Annotated in this window: 16 protein-coding genes; 5 read left to right on the top strand and 11 right to left on the bottom strand. The window is 67.4% G+C overall.

Features of this window, described 5'->3' with window-relative positions:
* Nucleotides 1-4: 4 nt before the first annotated feature.
* On the top strand, nucleotides 5-1,309 hold the full coding sequence (locus tag KBX63_RS32990; RefSeq protein WP_210918167.1) for a hypothetical protein: 1,305 nt from the start codon (nucleotides 5-7) through the stop codon (nucleotides 1,307-1,309).
* A 166-nt stretch (nucleotides 1,310-1,475) separates the two neighbouring features.
* On the opposite strand, the gene KBX63_RS32985 is transcribed toward KBX63_RS32990, so the two are convergent.
* The 3 genes from KBX63_RS32985 to KBX63_RS32975 all read right to left on the bottom strand — a co-directional run bounded on the left by KBX63_RS32985 (nucleotide 1,476) and on the right by KBX63_RS32975 (nucleotide 2,811).
* Nucleotides 1,476-1,748 (bottom strand): hypothetical protein, encoded by a 273-nt coding sequence (locus KBX63_RS32985; RefSeq protein ID WP_210918164.1) that lies wholly within the window; start codon nucleotides 1,746-1,748, stop codon nucleotides 1,476-1,478.
* A 472-nt stretch (nucleotides 1,749-2,220) separates the two neighbouring features.
* Nucleotides 2,221-2,376: a zinc ribbon domain-containing protein gene (locus tag KBX63_RS36945; protein ID WP_374102294.1), complete on the bottom strand. Its 156-nt coding sequence runs from the start codon at nucleotides 2,374-2,376 to the stop codon at nucleotides 2,221-2,223.
* Nucleotides 2,377-2,523: 147 nt separating this feature from the next.
* Nucleotides 2,524-2,811, bottom strand: a complete 288-nt coding sequence (locus KBX63_RS32975; RefSeq protein ID WP_210918159.1) for a hypothetical protein — start codon at nucleotides 2,809-2,811, stop codon at nucleotides 2,524-2,526.
* 317 nt (nucleotides 2,812-3,128) lie between these two features.
* On the opposite strand from KBX63_RS32975, the gene KBX63_RS32970 reads away from it, so the two are divergent.
* Nucleotides 3,129-4,517, top strand: coding sequence for an IS1380 family transposase (locus KBX63_RS32970; protein ID WP_210918201.1), 1,389 nt, complete (start codon nucleotides 3,129-3,131; stop codon nucleotides 4,515-4,517).
* Between the two features lie 397 nt (nucleotides 4,518-4,914).
* Here KBX63_RS32970 and KBX63_RS32965 read toward each other — a convergent pair whose 3' ends face one another.
* The 5 genes from KBX63_RS32965 to KBX63_RS32945 form a co-directional block, all read right to left on the bottom strand.
* Complete coding sequence (locus KBX63_RS32965) at nucleotides 4,915-5,604, bottom strand: IS6 family transposase (RefSeq protein WP_210918200.1); 690 nt, start codon at nucleotides 5,602-5,604, stop codon at nucleotides 4,915-4,917.
* A gap of 26 nt (nucleotides 5,605-5,630) precedes the next feature.
* Complete coding sequence (locus KBX63_RS32960; protein ID WP_247663835.1) at nucleotides 5,631-6,065, bottom strand: transposase; 435 nt, start codon at nucleotides 6,063-6,065, stop codon at nucleotides 5,631-5,633.
* A 707-nt stretch (nucleotides 6,066-6,772) separates the two neighbouring features.
* Nucleotides 6,773-7,504 (bottom strand): DUF4268 domain-containing protein, encoded by a 732-nt coding sequence (locus tag KBX63_RS36580; RefSeq protein ID WP_210918157.1) that lies wholly within the window; start codon nucleotides 7,502-7,504, stop codon nucleotides 6,773-6,775.
* Nucleotides 7,505-7,580: 76 nt separating this feature from the next.
* Nucleotides 7,581-8,366 carry a DUF2267 domain-containing protein gene (locus tag KBX63_RS32950; RefSeq protein WP_210918154.1) on the bottom strand — a complete coding sequence of 262 codons (786 nt, stop codon included), beginning with the start codon at nucleotides 8,364-8,366 and terminating at the stop codon, nucleotides 7,581-7,583.
* Nucleotides 8,367-8,599: 233 nt separating this feature from the next.
* Nucleotides 8,600-9,001, bottom strand: a complete 402-nt coding sequence (locus KBX63_RS32945; protein WP_210918151.1) for a DUF2267 domain-containing protein — start codon at nucleotides 8,999-9,001, stop codon at nucleotides 8,600-8,602.
* Between the two features lie 642 nt (nucleotides 9,002-9,643).
* Between KBX63_RS32945 and KBX63_RS32940 the strand changes: the two genes are divergently transcribed.
* Nucleotides 9,644-10,660 carry a glycosyltransferase family 4 protein gene (locus KBX63_RS32940; protein ID WP_210918197.1) on the top strand — a complete coding sequence of 339 codons (1,017 nt, stop codon included), beginning with the start codon at nucleotides 9,644-9,646 and terminating at the stop codon, nucleotides 10,658-10,660.
* A 783-nt stretch (nucleotides 10,661-11,443) separates the two neighbouring features.
* Here the strand turns inward: KBX63_RS32940 and KBX63_RS32935 are convergent.
* A complete protein-coding gene (locus KBX63_RS32935; RefSeq protein WP_307871924.1) occupies nucleotides 11,444-12,385 on the bottom strand; it encodes a PrsW family glutamic-type intramembrane protease in 942 nt (313 codons plus the stop codon).
* 252 nt (nucleotides 12,386-12,637) lie between these two features.
* On the opposite strand from KBX63_RS32935, the gene KBX63_RS32930 reads away from it, so the two are divergent.
* Together KBX63_RS32930 and KBX63_RS32925 are read left to right on the top strand one after the other, a co-directional pair.
* Nucleotides 12,638-13,321: a BON domain-containing protein gene (locus KBX63_RS32930; protein WP_139587221.1), complete on the top strand. Its 684-nt coding sequence runs from the start codon at nucleotides 12,638-12,640 to the stop codon at nucleotides 13,319-13,321.
* A 144-nt stretch (nucleotides 13,322-13,465) separates the two neighbouring features.
* Nucleotides 13,466-13,963: an HdeD family acid-resistance protein gene (locus KBX63_RS32925; protein WP_208761126.1), complete on the top strand. Its 498-nt coding sequence runs from the start codon at nucleotides 13,466-13,468 to the stop codon at nucleotides 13,961-13,963.
* Between the two features lie 625 nt (nucleotides 13,964-14,588).
* Here the strand turns inward: KBX63_RS32925 and KBX63_RS32920 are convergent.
* Entirely contained in the window at nucleotides 14,589-15,116 is a 528-nt protein-coding gene (locus KBX63_RS32920; RefSeq protein WP_208761125.1) for a DUF1345 domain-containing protein, read from the bottom strand.
* A gap of 135 nt (nucleotides 15,117-15,251) precedes the next feature.
* On the bottom strand, nucleotides 15,252-15,563 hold a 312-nt coding region (locus KBX63_RS32915; protein ID WP_210918146.1), incomplete at its 5' end, for a hypothetical protein.

The following is a 15,563-nucleotide window of genomic DNA, read 5'->3' as shown; positions in this document are numbered from 1 at the left end:
GACGTTGGAAAACGAGATCCAGCTGATTAGTGACGGCGATGGCCTGGCGGTCATCGGGCATCCGGCGGCTGTCGATCGTTTCCTCACCGCTGAGCGACTGCCGTCGAAAGACCTCGGACTGAAGAGGCTCAGCTCCGCCCTCCGTACCGGATCCACGATCGCCAAGGCCGGTTCCGAGATCGCCGACCACTCCGGTCGCTGGGTTCAGTTGACCGCGGAGTCCGCGCAGGCGATGAAGAAGTACAACCTGATGACAGGCTCGGAGAGCGGTGTCAGCCGTGCCGTACTGACCGACCACGGCAAGATCACCGGCCTGCTCGAAGTGGTGCGGACCCCCAGCGCGCTGCTGACCAACCCGGCGATCCTGACCGGCGCCGCGGGACTCATGGCGCAACTCGCGATGCAACAGACCATGGACGAGATCACCGACTATCTCGCCGTGATCGACGCGAAGGTCGACGCCGTGCTCCGCGCCCAGACCGACGCCGTGGTGGCGGACATGATTGGGGTGGAGCTCGTCATCGACGAGGCCCTGACGATCCGGGAGCAGGTGGGCCGGGTCTCTGAGGTCACCTGGTCGAAGGTGCAAGCCACGCCGGTGCCGCTGGCCCGGACCCAGGTGTACGCGTTGCGGCAGCTCGACGCGATCGCCGAGAAACTAAAGACCCAGACCAAGGTCGGTGACCTGGCCAAGACGTCCAAGGAAGCCGAGATCAAGGTTCAGGAGTGGCTCGCCGTCTTAGCCCGCTGCTTCCAGCTCCAGGACGCGGTCGCCGTGCTCGAACTCGACCGGGTGCTGGACGCGTCTCCGCAAGAGCTGGAAGAGCATCGCGTCGCCATCCGGACCGCCCGGCGGAACCGCCTCGAACTCATCTCCCGCAGCACCGAGCGCCTGATGGCCCGGATGGACGCGGCCGCCGGCACGGCCAATGCGAAGGTGCTGCTGAACCCGACCACATCCCGCGCCGTGGTGCATTCGACCAACCACGTCGCGACCACCGTCGTCGATTTTCACGGACGGCTCGGCATTGAACGCGATCGTCAGTCATGGGATGCCAGGCGATGGCTGGACGCGGCCGTGGAAGTGCGGGACAAAGTCCTCGAAACGGGGACCGAGACGCGCCACAAGGTCCTCGACACCGGAACCGAGGTGAAGGACAAGGTTCTGGAGACCGGGGCGGACGGCGTAGGTGTCGCCAGCCGTTTCGGTGTGGCAGCCTTCGGCCGGGCCAAATCGATCATGGGCAAGGCCTCCGGCGAGATCGCCGAGCGGACGCAGCGTCAGCTCGGGAGTAAAGAGGAATCCTGATCGAAACCACCCGTACAGGTCGCGCTGGCCGTTCGGGGACGATCCAAAGACGGGCCGACCCTCACATCATCGGCCGTCGAACCATGGGGGTTCGTGTCGGAGGGGCGACACAAACCATTGCCCCACCACCGATGATGCTCAGCGCAACTCTGAGGCTCGCGCAAGTCTAGCCGCGGTGCTGACCTCCTCGGGACCGTTGAAGAGCTTGCTCAACCACGCCGTCCAGTGCGCCCGCCTGGTTGGCCTTCGAGTGGCACACCAAGAAGACCAGCCAAGAGCAAATCTTGTCCACAGTGCTCGCCGAGGTGCGGACGGCGCTGTCGGCGAGCGCCAGGAGTTCGGTGGAATAGGCAGGGGTAATTCCGAAGCGGTTGTTCTGCTGCACGGTCTGGGCACGAGCGGCCGGATGCGGCAACGGATACAGAGGTTGAAAGGTCACCATTACTGCGTTCGAGATCGAGGGTCAGTCCGGTGGGTCCAAGTGAGGATTGACTTCGCGAGGGTGACCCGGAAGTCAGGATCGGTGCGGCTGGGCCGGCGCAGGTTCGTGAGAGGCGGTCGCGCGGGCTTCCACCCGTCGAGACTCGGGCGATGTGACCGTTCGTAACGTCACGGCGAAGCACGAGGGCGCAGAGCGCTGCTCCGCTTCAGTTCCGGGTGAAGCCGGCGACCAGAGCGCCGAGCGGCATCGATCCCCAACTGGTCAGGCGGCTGACCCCGCTTTGACGATCTCTCCGCCCTAAAGGACGGAGATTCCCTCCACGCTGCGGGTGGACCGCACAGCGTCGGGGCGGATTCCTGCTTCTCGGCGCGGTGCCGGCACGGGTGCCGGTCTTACCTGCGCTCCACAGGCGTTTAGGCTCTCGGCGCGTCCCGCCGCGAGTATGTTTCTGGCCGCGTTGACGCCCCGGTCATGGACGGCCCCGCAAAGGGCAGGTCCACGACCGGACGGACAGCGGCTTCGGTCCGTCGATCCGGCCGCACGTCGAGCATGTCTGCGACGTGGGCAGGAACTGGTTGGTCTTTGCGAACGTCCGCCCGCGCCGGGCGGCCTTGTACTCCAACATCTGCACGAACTGCTACCAGACCCAAAGAGGACTGCCACTACCCTCTGCCCGGGCGCGCCGTTGGCAGACGGGCTCGCTCCGCCACCTGTGCGATTGTCCGGCGCCGCAGATATTCGCCTCGGGCGAAGGCCAGATCGTCCAGGGTGTTCACACCGCGGCCTCGTTCTCGTCGTCCACCGGGACGACGTTCATCGCCCAGCCCTTCTCGCGTGTCAGATAGGCGAGGAAGGGAAGAAAGTTCACCTCTCCGGTCCTGGAGCCGATCTGCGGACGCGCGACATATCGCATCCAGTCCCCGGCCAGATCAGTGGTGCTCAGACAGAAGATGCCGACGTCACTCAACCCGCCGGGACGACACCGGTCTCCTTCGCGGACCGACTGGATCCGATCCAGGTGAGCGCCGGCGAAAACGTACTCGACGTACGGATCCTTCATGGGCACCAACGGTACGGTCATCGTCCGGGCGCGGACCGCCCCGAGCTTGTGGTGGAGACCGAGCGTGGTGGCGACGGTGCGGTTCGCTCAGGTTGACCTGGTCACCCCAGACGACGAGCAAGGACTCGAATTCCGACCACGCCGACCCGGCCCCGAAGATGGCGTCGCCCATGCCTGTCGGCTCGTTCTGCACGCTTAGCCTCGATCCACCGATGAATGTCAGGTTGGTGGGACCTCGAAGATAGAAGATGCCCTCTGAACTGGAAGGATAGGAGTTGCGACGCTTCTATCTTTTGGTTCGAGAGGGCACCTCGCAGGTGAGATTACGCCATGACGCTCCGGTGGTGCACGCATCGTTCGACGATCCGAATCTGGTGTCCTGCGCGGGCCTCGTGCCGGTGATCCGCCTGGCCCAGCAGCCAGGACTGCACGACGCGGTTGTTGATCGGGTCCGGCTACCGACGGACAAGGGCGTCAACCCGGCGGGCAAGGTCGCCACGATCGTGGCCGGGATGCTCGCCGGCGCGGACAGTATCGACGATCTTGATGTGGCCCGGCACGGTGGCATGCGGTCGTTGTTCACGAGTGTGTATGCGCCATCGACGCTGGGCTCATTCCTGCGCACGTTCACTCACGGGCACGTGCGGCAGCTGCAGGCCGCCGCCCGTGACACCCTGATCGGCCTGGCCGGCCGGGCACCGATCCTGGCCGGCGCCGACGTGCTGACCTTTGTGGATATCGACTCGATGCTGCGGCCGGTATACGGCAAGCAGAAGCAGGGCATCGGGTTCGGCCACACCAAGGTCGGCGGCTACAACGTCTACCTGCGCGGCTACAACCCCCTCGTCGCCACGCTGTCCACACCGCTGTCGGCGCCGGTGATCGCCGCGACCCGGCTGCGCGCGGGTAACGCCGGCTCCGCCCGCGGCGCCGCCAGCATGATCACCGAGGCGATCACGACTGCCCGTGCCTGCGGGGCCACCGGTGAGATCGTGGTACGGGCCGACTCGGCGTTCTACGCCAAGACCGTGATCAACTGCTGCCGGCGTCGTGGTGTCCGGTTCTCCGTCACCTGCCGTGCCGACGCGAAGATCCGCGCCACGTGTGACAGCATCGCCGCCGACCAGTGGGTTGACATCAAGTACCCGCAGGCCGTCTGGGACGAAGACGCCGGCCGGTGGATCTCCGACGCGCAGATCGCTGAGACCACCTACACCGCGTTCGTCGGCACCCGAAACGAGGTGAGCGCCCGGCGGCTCGTGCGCCGGATCCGCCGCGACGACCCGCAACAGATCCCCGGCCAGGAAGAACTGGTGCCGACCTACCGGTATCACGCGGTGTTCACCGACAGCCCGTTCATGCTCGTACAGGCCGAAGCCCAGCACCGCGCCCACGCGATCATCGAACAGGTCAACGCGGACCTGATCGCCGGACCACTCGCGCACCTGCCCTCCGGGCGGTTCAGCGCGAACGACGCCTGGCTGACCTGCGCTGCGATCGCGCACAACCTCACCCGCGCCGCCGGGCACCTGGCCGCCGGCGCCTACGGCAACGCCCGGCCCGCCACGATCCGCACCCGGATCGTCAACGTCGCGGCCCGCCTCGCGCACCGCGCCCGAACCATCCACCTGCACCTACCCGAGCACTGGCCCTGGCAGCCGGCGTTCGACAACCTCTTCACCGCCGTCCAGACCGCACCCGGCTGACCACACCCACCAGCAGAACCGGGCGGCCCGACCACAGGCCACAATCCCCACTCACCGCACAATCGCCACTGGAGCAAGCCGACCAACGATCGGCAGCCCCCGCACACCCGCCGACTCACCCCATGTCGAAATGATCAACCGGCGATCGCCGCCAACCGCGTCGGTGGATCGAGGCTTAGTGTGAGACGTCCGGACGAGATCTGCAGGCCGGCATGCCGAGCGAACAGTTCCGCTCCCGACGAGGAAAGCACCACGTGAATATGGTCGACGTGCTCGCAGATCCGGGCCCACAGTATGTCCCAGACCAGAACCCCGGGCACGATCTCCGCGAGGATCTTCGGGGGCGCCGTTGCGTTACTGGATCGTTGGACGCGTTGAGCCTGTATCGGGTCGACGGTCAGATCGCGTGGGCGAGTTCGGTGAACGCAGCGGCGGCCCGCGTTGTCGGCCGGGCGTCGACGGCGAGTTCGTAGTGTCCGCGTCGTAGGTTCTGCATGAAGGCGTGTCCGGCGATGATCACTTGTGCTGTCTTGTCGGTTCGTAGCCCGCGCATCGATCGCACCCGGTGTTTGAGGCGGCTGTGATCGGCCTCGATCGGATTGTTGGCGTACTGCTCGACGTGGTGCCACGCCTGCGGGATCAGTTCGTCGAGCACGCCGGGGTAGACCGCGGCGGCGTCGGTGATGACCTCGCTGGGTGTCACCTTCAACGTCGACAGGGCCCGACGGAAGAACCTGCGGGCCGCCTCGGCGTCCCGGCGGGTCGAGACGAGCACGTCGATGACCTGCCCGTACTGGTCGATCGCACGGTACACGTAGCGCCATATCCCGTTGACCTTGACATACGTCTCGTCGACGAACCACCTGTCGCCGGGTGAGTGGCGGCTGAAGCGGGCGGCGTCGGCCAGCAGCGGGGTGAACCGCTGTACCCATCGGTAGACGGTGACGTGGTCGACCTCGATGCCGCGTTCGACCAGCAGTTCTTCAACGTCACGGTAGGACAGGTTGAACCGCAGATACCACCGCACCGCGACCACGATGACCTCGGCTGGGAACCGGAACCCGGCGAACGCCGACGTCGGTGGCAGCCACGGGCGAGAGCGGGTCGGCGACTTCACCGCTCAAGCCTGCCTCGACCCTGCCAACGCTCAACGCAACGGAGCCCACCGATGAGCTCGACGGCGAGGCGGCGTCTGGTCTTGCCCACGATGTCGCGGGGTTTGACCGTCGCGATCAACGTGCGGGCCGGTGGCGCGGACAGGAACTTCTTCGCCCCGCTGGGTAACAGTTCCAGCAGCAACCGGTGCAGCCGGTTGATGGTCTGGGTGCGGGCGCGGCCGAGCTGGTCACGCCGGTCGGCGAGCATGCCCATCACCTGCAGGTCCGCGTCGACCTGAACCTGCACCAGATTCGGGCTGCGTAGCGCCACCATCGCGACCGAGTGCGCATCCACCGGGTCGGTTTTGCGGCCGTTGCCGGTGGCGAACACCCGCACCTGCGCGGACAGTTTCGCGGGCACGTCGAGCACCCTCTCACCGTCGTGGACCAGGCGGTGGGCGATGTGTTTGCCGATGCCGTTGCAGCCCTCGACCGCCCAGACCGATCGGCGTACTTGTGGCCGGCGGCGAGCATGTCGGCGTAGCCGGCCTTGTCAGTCCCAAAGCGGCCCACTGCGAGCACCCGGCCGTGTTCGTCGATGACCTCGATGGTGGCTGAGCGCTTGTGCGGGTCCATCCCGATGATCACGCTCATCGGCGCCTCCCTTGTCTGAACTGGACGGAGTTGTCAGCAAGGAGGGCACCGCTACTTCGAGCAGAACAAACCCCTTTTCAGCCTCTCCTCGCGCGGTGCCCGGCGAGACCGCAGGCCATGAGAGAGCCACACCAATGACACCGGTGGGCAGCCGCAATGTGGGAGCGTCTCGCCGAGCACCTGGACCGAGTCTGGCCGGACACCGATCCTGGACCAAGTCTCCAAGTAGCCGCGATGGCGCTCGCTACGCTAGGTGACGACTCCGCCCCGGCTGCTCGGTGTGCGGACATGCCGATGTGAGGATGGTGTTCAGGCGCGGGTCACGTTGCCTGGCACGTCCGCAGTAGCCGTGTCTCGCGGGACCTTCGGTTAAATCCCTTAACCACCTTTGTGGCGGAGTCCTCACGTTCTCGCGTCCTCTGCTGTCACGACGGTCGTATCCAAGTCGCCAAGGGTGGCAGAAGGAGCGATCAGGCTCGGGACCCCTCCGACGGCATCCACCGCTTACCGAAGACGCTCCTGGCTGTCGATCATCCAATCGATGACCTTCGGCCAGTTGTCCTGATCACCGATCTTCGGGCCGATCAGCTGGGCTTCGATGCGGCATCCCTTGTTGTTCGGCGGGTCATCGAAGATCAGCTCACCGCCGAAAGCCGCCACGACTTCAGCCTCGCGCTCGTTGAGCACCTGCCAGCGGGCCAGGTTGACCGCCGGATCAGGATGGCCGAAGAACAATTCCGATCGGCACCCGAACATCGCGTAGGACACACCCCAGGTCGCGCCCGTTGATCCGGTCGGCATGGTCCACCAGTTCTGCCCGGGCGCTGACGCGTTCGTCCAGCCCCGCTGCTTGGCCAGCGGCTCGAATCCTGCCCAGAACTGCCGGTAGAGCTCCTGCGTCGGCGTTGGGCCGGCGGTCCCAGCGGATGCCGCCGCCACTGCAGGTTTCTCCCAGTCGTTGGGCTTGACCACCAACTCCAAGAGCGGCGCGATCAGACCGTACGGCGCTCCGGCAAGCGTGACGGCGGCCAGGCGGACTCCGAAGAAGCGGATGCCCGGATCGGTGTGAGTGTTGAGCCATTCGAGCGCCGCTCGGTGCTCCTCACGGAACTGCTCCGCAACCCAGACGATGGTCGTGGGCTTCGTACCTCCCGCGTAGGTGATGATCTGACCCAGGTGAATGTGGTCAGTCGCCCCATACTGGTTTTCGATGATCACCGGGCTTCCGATGGCCACTTCGCGTCCGATGATGTCGAGCGAGAACTTCCCGACCTTGTACGTGACGGCGGCTCGGGTGGGCGGCCTGTTTCCGCTACTGCGGCATCAGCAGATCCGCGTAGTCATTGGGCAGTTGTAGTACCACATCGTAGAACTGATCGTCGGGGACGGACTCGCGCAGTGTCGTGAGGACGGCGCGGGTGTGTTCGTGCGCTGGGCCGGGTTCGCTGCCTTCCCGGTCGGCGACCAGACTGAGGAACTTGTGCGCGGGCAGTTTCCGTACGGCGCCTGGGCGGTGGGTCTTGGCTCGACGTAGCGCTTCGGCAGGCTGGTCCCACAGGTGGCTGGCAAGGTCGTCGAGTTGCTGGTCGGTGATGCGTTCCCCCAGGGTCTCCAGCACAGCCTCGGTGGTTCGGCCGGCGGCGTCCGGGTCGAGCCCGGTACGGTCAGCGACCCGGCTGAGGAACTCGTCAGCCGAACCGACCTCCACGTGCGGTTGTCTCGCCTCGGCGAGCATCGGCTGGAAGTCGTGCGGTAGCTGCGCGGCCAGGTCGTCGAACTCGTCATCCCCGGCCGCTATACGCAGGGCGGTCAACACAGCTGCGGCATGGAGTTCGCCGGTCTGCTCATCGGACCCCTGTCGACCGGCCACCCGGCGTTGGAACTCCGCATGGTCGAACAGCTCCGGATGACGATCCGGAATGATCGGTTCGATGGGCACCAGTTCAATGGACAGCCGCTCGGCTAGGTCACGGGCCTGGCCACCGGACAGCCGCTCGAACAGCGTGTCGAGCGTGGCGCGTGCCGCCCGGCGGGCGCCCTGCGTATCCAGCCGCGCGCCGTGCCCCACCATCGCGAGGAACCGTTGCTCGTTGTCCATGCGCTTGCCTCCCCGTCCGATGGACTTACCCAAGTGCGAGCGACCCTGTCCGTGACGCGGGCTTCGACGGATGGCACCGGCGCGGGTCGCACACCGACTGCTGCCTCCGGGGCCGGGAGACCGACGGCGGGAAGATGTATTCACTACAACCCAGGGACAGGTCGTAGCGCCAGCCAGGCCGCATGCGTACGGCGTCGGAAGCTTGTTGCCCGGGCGGGCTCCCGCCTCGGCGCTTATCCTTGGCGGCGCTGCACGCCGACTTGTTCGATCACCTCTCGGTACTCCTTCGGGAGCTGGGACACCATGTCGTCGAACTCGCGGGTCGTCACTGCCTCGCGCAATGTCGTGAGCACTGTGCGGGTCGCGGCCCTGGCGACGGGAGTGTCAACACCGGCCCGTTCGCTCACCCGGCGGGTGAACTCCTCGAGTGAGAACGACTCGGCGAACTCGTCCCACGGAGGCTTGCGTAGATCATCTTCCAGTTGGTCAGGAAGTTGCTCGGCGAGTTGTCTGGCCTCGCCGCCGCTGATCCTCTCCGCCAGTGTCTTCAGCGCGGCGCGGGTGATCGTTGGCGCCTGTTCGAACGGGACCCCTGCCCGCCTCGCTACGGCGCCGATTAACTCGGGGTAGTTCATGTCGAAATCCTCCTCGCCACCTGGCGGATCACGCCGTCTACCCGTGCCCTTTCGGCACAAACTCGTTCCTCGTTCCTCCGGCGAAGTGGCCGTGTAGCCGGGGGGCAACAGCTCGCTGGGAGACTCCGTACAGCGCTATCGCCGGGAACTGGCAAGAGGCGCGCCACAAGCACAGGGACCCCCGGCCGCCGCGTGGCGGCCGTGGATGTCGGAGCTAACGAGACGGGGCCGGAGGCGAGTCGCACCGTGAGCTCCGGCTGGCGAAGAGCCGCATGGCCACCTCTGGCCCTTGTCGGGGCTGAACCGGCCCAGCCAGAGCACCGGCCCTCGGCTGGGGCAACCTGGCGCGGGTCAGGACTCGTATCCGCGACGAGCTGGAGCCGGCGGCTGGTCGGGGCGGCAAGAGGCGGAACGCCGAGCGGCCTCGGGCGTGGGGGAGCGGACCGGTGTCGTCGCGGCTGGGGTGAGCCCGCTTTACCGCCGAGGGGTTTACCACCGGGAGTGGGGGAAAGCGCGGCGGGTAGTTCCACCGCTCACCGCCGTTCCCACCGACCGCGCGCATTTGGGGACCAACGGGAAGGACATGTGGCCGTGAACGAGCTGCCGCCGGACCGCTCGGGCGAGGGGCCACTGAGGGTCGCGATGGTGTTGCCCCCGTGGTTGTCGCTTCCGCCGCCGGGCTACGGCGGTGTGGAACAGGTGGTCACCGGGCTGGTGGACGCCCTGGTCCGGCGTGGCCACGCGGTGACGGTTTTCGGGGCCGGTCAGGAGCACGCCACGGCCGCCGATTTCGTCTCGGTCGTGCCTGAGCTGCAGTACGAGCGGCTCGGCGAGACGCTGCCCGAGCTGGCCCACGAGGCGCGGGTCCGGCGCCTGATCCGGCCGGCGGACTTCGACGTCATCCACGACCACACCACATTCGGGCCGCTGGTCGCCGGCCGGCGCGAGGTGCCGACCGTGGCGAGCGTGCACGGCAATCCGGTGGGCGAGTACGGCGAGGTACTGGCCGCCACCGACGACGGGGTCGGCCTGGTCTCCATCTCGCACGCCCAGCGGCGCTCCAACCCGGGCCTGCCCTGGGCTGGCACCGTCCACAATGGGCTCAATCCGGCGGACTTTCCACGTAAGTTCGCCCACAGCGCCGAGCCGGTGCTCTGGCTGGCCCGGTTCAGCCCCGACAAAGGGCCGGACGTGGCCATCCGGGCCTGCCGGGGGGCCGGCCTGCCGCTGGTGCTGGCCGGCAAGTGCAACGAGCCGGCCGAACGCCGCTACTACGAGGAGGTCGTCGAGCCGATGCTGGACGACGACGTCGCTGTGGTGTTCAACTCCGACCGAGAGGCGACCCTGCGGCTGCTAGTCGAGGCACGTTGCCTGATCATGCCGGTGCAGTGGAACGAACCGTTCGGCATGGTGATGGTCGAGGCCATGGCGACTGGCACCCCGGTGGTAGCGCTGCGCCGCGGCGCCGTACCGGAACTGGTCCGGCCAGGGCTGACCGGGCTGGTCTGCGAGCGGGAGAACCAGTTGTCGGAGGCCCTGCGGGTCGTGTCCCGGCTGGACCCGGCAGTCTGCGTGGCGCACGTCGCGGAGAACTTCTCCACCGACCGCATGGCCCTCGGCTACGAGGCCGTGTACCGCGACTTCGCCACCCAACGGTGACCCAGGGCGGAGCATAGCAACCGGCCCGTGAACGCCCGCTCGAGGACCTAGCGAGGCGCCGCCCAGATGCTCAGAACACCGACGGTCATCGCCGTCACGGCGATCACCACGGCCAGCGTCCGCGCGGTGATTCCTGATGACAGCAGCATCATCACGGCGGCCGGCACAGGGAACCATGAGCGCCCCAAGCAGCCGAGTTCCCCGGCGTAACGGGACTCGACCCCCAACCAGGCTGAGGGTCCCGTTGAGGCGGAACGCGCCGATCAGCAAAGCGAGGGCGCCCACGGTCACCGAGGGCGAGAGCACGGCGGGGCGGCACAGTCACGCGACCTGCCAGGCCTGACATGCGTCTGTTTTGCGATGCCGGTCGATGGCCCGGGTGAATGTTGCCTGCACCGGCACCCGCACGGCCGCTGCCTTGGAAACCCAGACGAAGCGCAGGGAGGACCGGCCGCATGGACCTGTCAACATCCGTCTTACTGACATCGATGCCTGCACACCGCTCGTGAACGACCTCCATCGCCGCCCCTCCTCTCAACCATCACCGACCAAGCGGGCCGACTGGGGAGATCACACAGGCTGAAGAGTCTGATACACGTGCTCGAAGCAACAGTTCCGGATGCCTGTCGACACGATCCCCAGCGTCCTACTAACCCGCGGGCTCAAAGCGCCAAGGCGAGACGACGACAACCAGACGGCCCGAGTCCGATTTTCACCCGCTCAGGGTCCCGCCACCAGCGGGCGAACTACTAACCCGAAGGGCATCGGCAGCGTGCTGCGATCTCAGGTGCCGGGCGGGCGGATCGGTACCCGCCAGCCGTACCTCGGCGCGGGCGCCTGCGGTCCGCGCCGCGCCGCCGCCAGCGCCCGTAGCCAGATGACCCCCACCAGCGACACCACCGCCAGCCCCGTCCACTGCAACCCGGTGAACAGCATCACCTGCCCACCGCTCGGCCTGACCAGCCAGCCGTGCGGCGTGGCCTGGTACTTCACTCCCTCGGTTAGCAGCAGCGTCAGGAACAGCGCGATCACGTGCATGGAGTCCCACAGGGCGTGGAGTAGGGCGACGCCCAGGTAGGCCAGGATGAGCCGCCTGGTGATGGTGATGTGCTCCCGGGTGCTGGCCGAGAAGAGCACGCCGCCGAGGATCGCCGTCCACAGGCCGTGACCGAAGGGTGCGATCACGCTGCGCAGCAACTCGGTCTGCACCACCTGGGTCAGCGACAGCCCGTCGATGGTGAACAGCGCGGTGAAGGAGTAGCCGGCCGTCTCGAAGGCCGCGAATCCGAACCCGACCGAGGCGCCGAGGATGATGCCGTCGCGTACCGATTTCGCGTGGAGGTGCCGGGTCAGGAACGCCAGCGCTGCGAGCTTCACGGCTTCCTCGATGAGTCCCACGCCGAGGAACAGCCACCACGACGGGCGCAGCAGGTAGGACTCGAGCAGCGATGCCGCCAGCACGCCGAGCACACCGCCGGCGAGGAATGTGTTCAGGATGAAGGCCGGGGTGATCTCGCCGGTTTCCCGACGCTGGAAGGCCCACGCCACAAACGTGACGGGCACCAGGAAGCTGCCCAGCAGCACCAGGGTCGGCACCAGGTTGGGGTTGCCGGTCAGGAAGATGACCACGATGGTGGCGATCCACAGCGCCAGGCCGACCGAGAGGATCCGCAGCCACGGTCGCCGGATCATCGGGGCCGCCGGCGCGGGGTACGACTGCGCCACCGCGGCCTCCTCGGGTCCCTCATTGGTACGCGTCCGCCGGTCTGGCACCGCGCGACGCACACGTCGGGCCTGAAAGGGGGGTTCCCCTAGCGAACCGTACAAGATGCGTAGGCCGCAAACAGCGGGTTGCATAGGTCGGCCCTCCGTTGCTGACCGGTCACTCATTTGGGCTACCTCTGGCGCGATGTAGGGAGCGTGCCGCATGGGCAGCGAAACATGGCGTCGGGAAGCCACCAACTTGAAGGGAAGACGATGACCGCCGCGACCATGACCCGGACCGATGAGCAGCTCCAGCGGGATGTGCTGGCTGAGTTGAAATGGGACGCCCGCGTCCAACCCAATGAGATCGGTGTGTCGGCCAAGGAAGGGGTGGTGAGCCTGACCGGGTGGGTCGACTCGTTCGTGAAGAAGTGGGCGGCTGAGCAGGCGGCGTACCGGGTACGTGGGGTGAAGGCGATCGCGAACGACATCGAGGTGCGGCTGCCGACCTCGGCGGAACGCACGGACCCGGATCTGGCGGCAGCGGCGACCCGGGCCCTGGACTGGGATGCGCTGGTGCCGAGCCAGAACATCCATGTCACTGTCAGCAGGGGATGGGTGACGCTGAGCGGTGAGGTCGAGTGGGAATACCAGCGACGGGCCGCGGAGCGGGCGGTGCGCCGCCTGTCCGGGGTGCGGGGAGTGACCAACCAGATCTCGCTGCGGCCGCGAACGAGGGTGGACCTGGCGGAGGCGCGGCGCCGGATCGAGGAGGCGCTCGTCCGTACGGTGGACACGCCAGGCGAAAGGCTCACCGTGACCATCGAGGGCGACAAGGTCATCTTGACCGGTGTGGTCCGGTCCTGGCGTGAGCGCGAAGAGGCCGCGCGGGTCGCCTGGTCGGCGCCGGGAGTGATGTCGGTGGAGAACCGCATCGTGGTCATGCCCGAGTCCTGATCCGAGCATCACCAGTTGCCCGCCGGCGTCCGAGGCACGGTGCGACGTTGCGTGTGCGAAGAGCGAGAAGGCAGCCCTGCTGTCTCATCGAGGAGTGAAGCGATGCGAGGTGGACGGGACGTCTGGGCGCTGGCCCTGCGGGGGGTGGCCGCGATCGTGTTCGGCCTGCTGGCCCTGGTGTGGCCCACCGTGACGGCGCTCGCCCTGGCTGTGCTGTTCGGCGCGTACGCGCTGGTCGGCGGGGCGCTGCACCTGGCTGCGGGGTTCAGCCGCGGTCAAGCCGGCCCAGTTCGCGGGCTGTTTCTGCTGACGGGTCTGCTCGGGATTGCGATCGCCCTGGTGACGCTGTTGTGGCCCGAGATCACCGCGTTCGCGCTGGCCGTCGTGATCGGCATCTGGGCGGTCGTTATCGGCGGCCTGGACCTCTGGATAGCGGTCCGCTGGCGCGCCTCGCGGCTGCTCGCGGTGGTCGGGGTCGTGTCGATTCTGGCCGGGCTGCTCATCCTGTTCCGCCCCGACGTCGGGGCGGTGGCCATAGCCCAGGTGATCGGCATCTACGCGATCGTGGCCGGCGTACTGATGCTGGCCGCAGCCCGGCAACGACATCGCCTCGCGACGGGCCCCGCACGCCCCACTGCCTGACGCGAGCACCCCCGACGTGACCGTGACCTGCAGGCCACGTCGGGGGTGCCTCGTCAGCAGTGGAGCGGCTCACTGACCCGTCGACCCGAACAGCGGGCGGTTACAGCGCAACAGTCAGTGCCACGAAGACCCGGCAGCGCCGCGAGGAGCAGCACGGCGATGGCGGGGGCCCGGGATGCGCGGTACAGCGGCGCGAGCAGCCAGCGGTAGCGACGACCGCCTGCCCGGCCCTGGACCAGTGAGCCGGCCAGGAGGCCTGCCGCGACAACCACGGCCACCGCGATCACCAGGATCGTCCTCGTGGTCATCAACCGGCCTCTCTGCCCGCGGCAACCGTCATCCTGCCGCTCCCATCCGTCCCGCTCGCAGCCACGTGGCGCGTCCGGGCCGGTCGGCGTGGCGATCCGACCGGGCGCCATCGGCCCTCCCGGTTGCGCCCGGCGCTTTCGTCCGCCGCAGCTACGGCTTCAGTAGCACCTGTACGCACTCGTCCTGCTTGTTTTTGAAGATGTCGTAGCCGTACGGGGCGTCGGTTGCGCCGTCGTGTCGGTGAGGATGAAGCTCCGGTGGATCTCGCCCTTGCGGATCCGTTCCAGCAGCGGGCGCATGTACCGCTGCGCGGGGGTCATGACTGGCCCAGGTTGGTGACCAGGTTGACGGCGACGGCCAGGATGCCGGTTCCGAAGGTGTACGAGAGCAGCGCATGCCCGAGCGCGATCCGGCGCATCTGGTTGCTGGTCGGTTCGTTCTCGCCCGGGGCGTAGGACATGCCGACCGTGAAGGCGATGTACGCGAAGCCGGCGTACGCCGGCGGGTCTTCCCGCTTGAAGTCGATGCCGCCGTCGTTGTCGCGGTAGTACAGCCGGGCGTACTTAAACGCGAAGACGGTGTTCACCAGCGCCCATGCCAGGACCACCGCGATGACGCTGAGGATCGTCAGCGTGACGGCCACCATGTCATGCTGGTTCGAGGCGCGGACGAGCGTCTCGGCCACGGCGGCGAGGCTGATAACGGACGCGATTAGGATTGCCGAGTCGGTGGAATGGGTGTGCCGCTCCGCCTCGGCAAGCTGCTCGGTACGCTCCGGGCTGGCCGACCAGCAGTCCCGCCACACCCATACGAGGATGGTCCCCGCCGCGATCGTCCAGATCACCAACGGCGTCAGCTCCGGCGCCCCGATCAGCGCGGTGGCCGTCCCGGCGACGACACCGACGGCTAGCGACCACAGGGCACGCCTGACGGACAGCAGGGTCCCCGCGCCGGTCGTCCCGATCGCTGCTCCACCCGTTCAGCGTTGCGACTTGACCGGGTCGCGCACGGGAATCCCCGAGGGATCACCGGATCGGGCTGCATCGAAGGATTGCGAGACGCCGATGATCCACGCTCGGGCCTCGGCGACCACTTCATCCACCAGAAGGCCCTGGCGTCTCACGCCATGTGCCGGCGCCGTGCCGGCAAGCAGGATGATGGCGGTGATGGCGGTGATGGCGGTGATGGCGGTGATGGCGGTGATGGCGGTGATGGCGGTGATGGCGGTGATGGCGGTGATGGCGGTGATGGCGGTGATGGCGGTGATGGCGGTGATGGCGGTGATGGCGGT

The organism is Micromonospora sp. U21 (genome assembly GCF_018070045.1).
Taxonomy (GTDB): Bacteria; Actinomycetota; Actinomycetes; order Mycobacteriales; family Micromonosporaceae; genus Micromonospora.
The sequence above is the reverse complement of the archived record's forward strand: the minus strand, read 5'-3'. Positions and strand labels throughout refer to the sequence as shown.

Coding starts and splice junctions, on each gene's coding strand:
- KBX63_RS36945 (WP_374102294.1), bottom strand. CDS start 2,376: ATGTTGGAGTACAAGGCCGCCCGGCGCGGGCGGACGTTCGCAAAGACC.
- KBX63_RS32975 (WP_210918159.1), bottom strand. CDS start 2,811: ATGAAGGATCCGTACGTCGAGTACGTTTTCGCCGGCGCTCACCTGGAT.
- KBX63_RS32950 (WP_210918154.1), bottom strand. CDS start 8,366: ATGGACAACGAGCAACGGTTCCTCGCGATGGTGGGGCACGGCGCGCGG.
- KBX63_RS32945 (WP_210918151.1), bottom strand. CDS start 9,001: ATGAACTACCCCGAGTTAATCGGCGCCGTAGCGAGGCGGGCAGGGGTC.
- KBX63_RS32940 (WP_210918197.1), top strand. CDS start 9,644: ATGGTGTTGCCCCCGTGGTTGTCGCTTCCGCCGCCGGGCTACGGCGGT.
- KBX63_RS32930 (WP_139587221.1), top strand. CDS start 12,638: ATGACCGCCGCGACCATGACCCGGACCGATGAGCAGCTCCAGCGGGAT.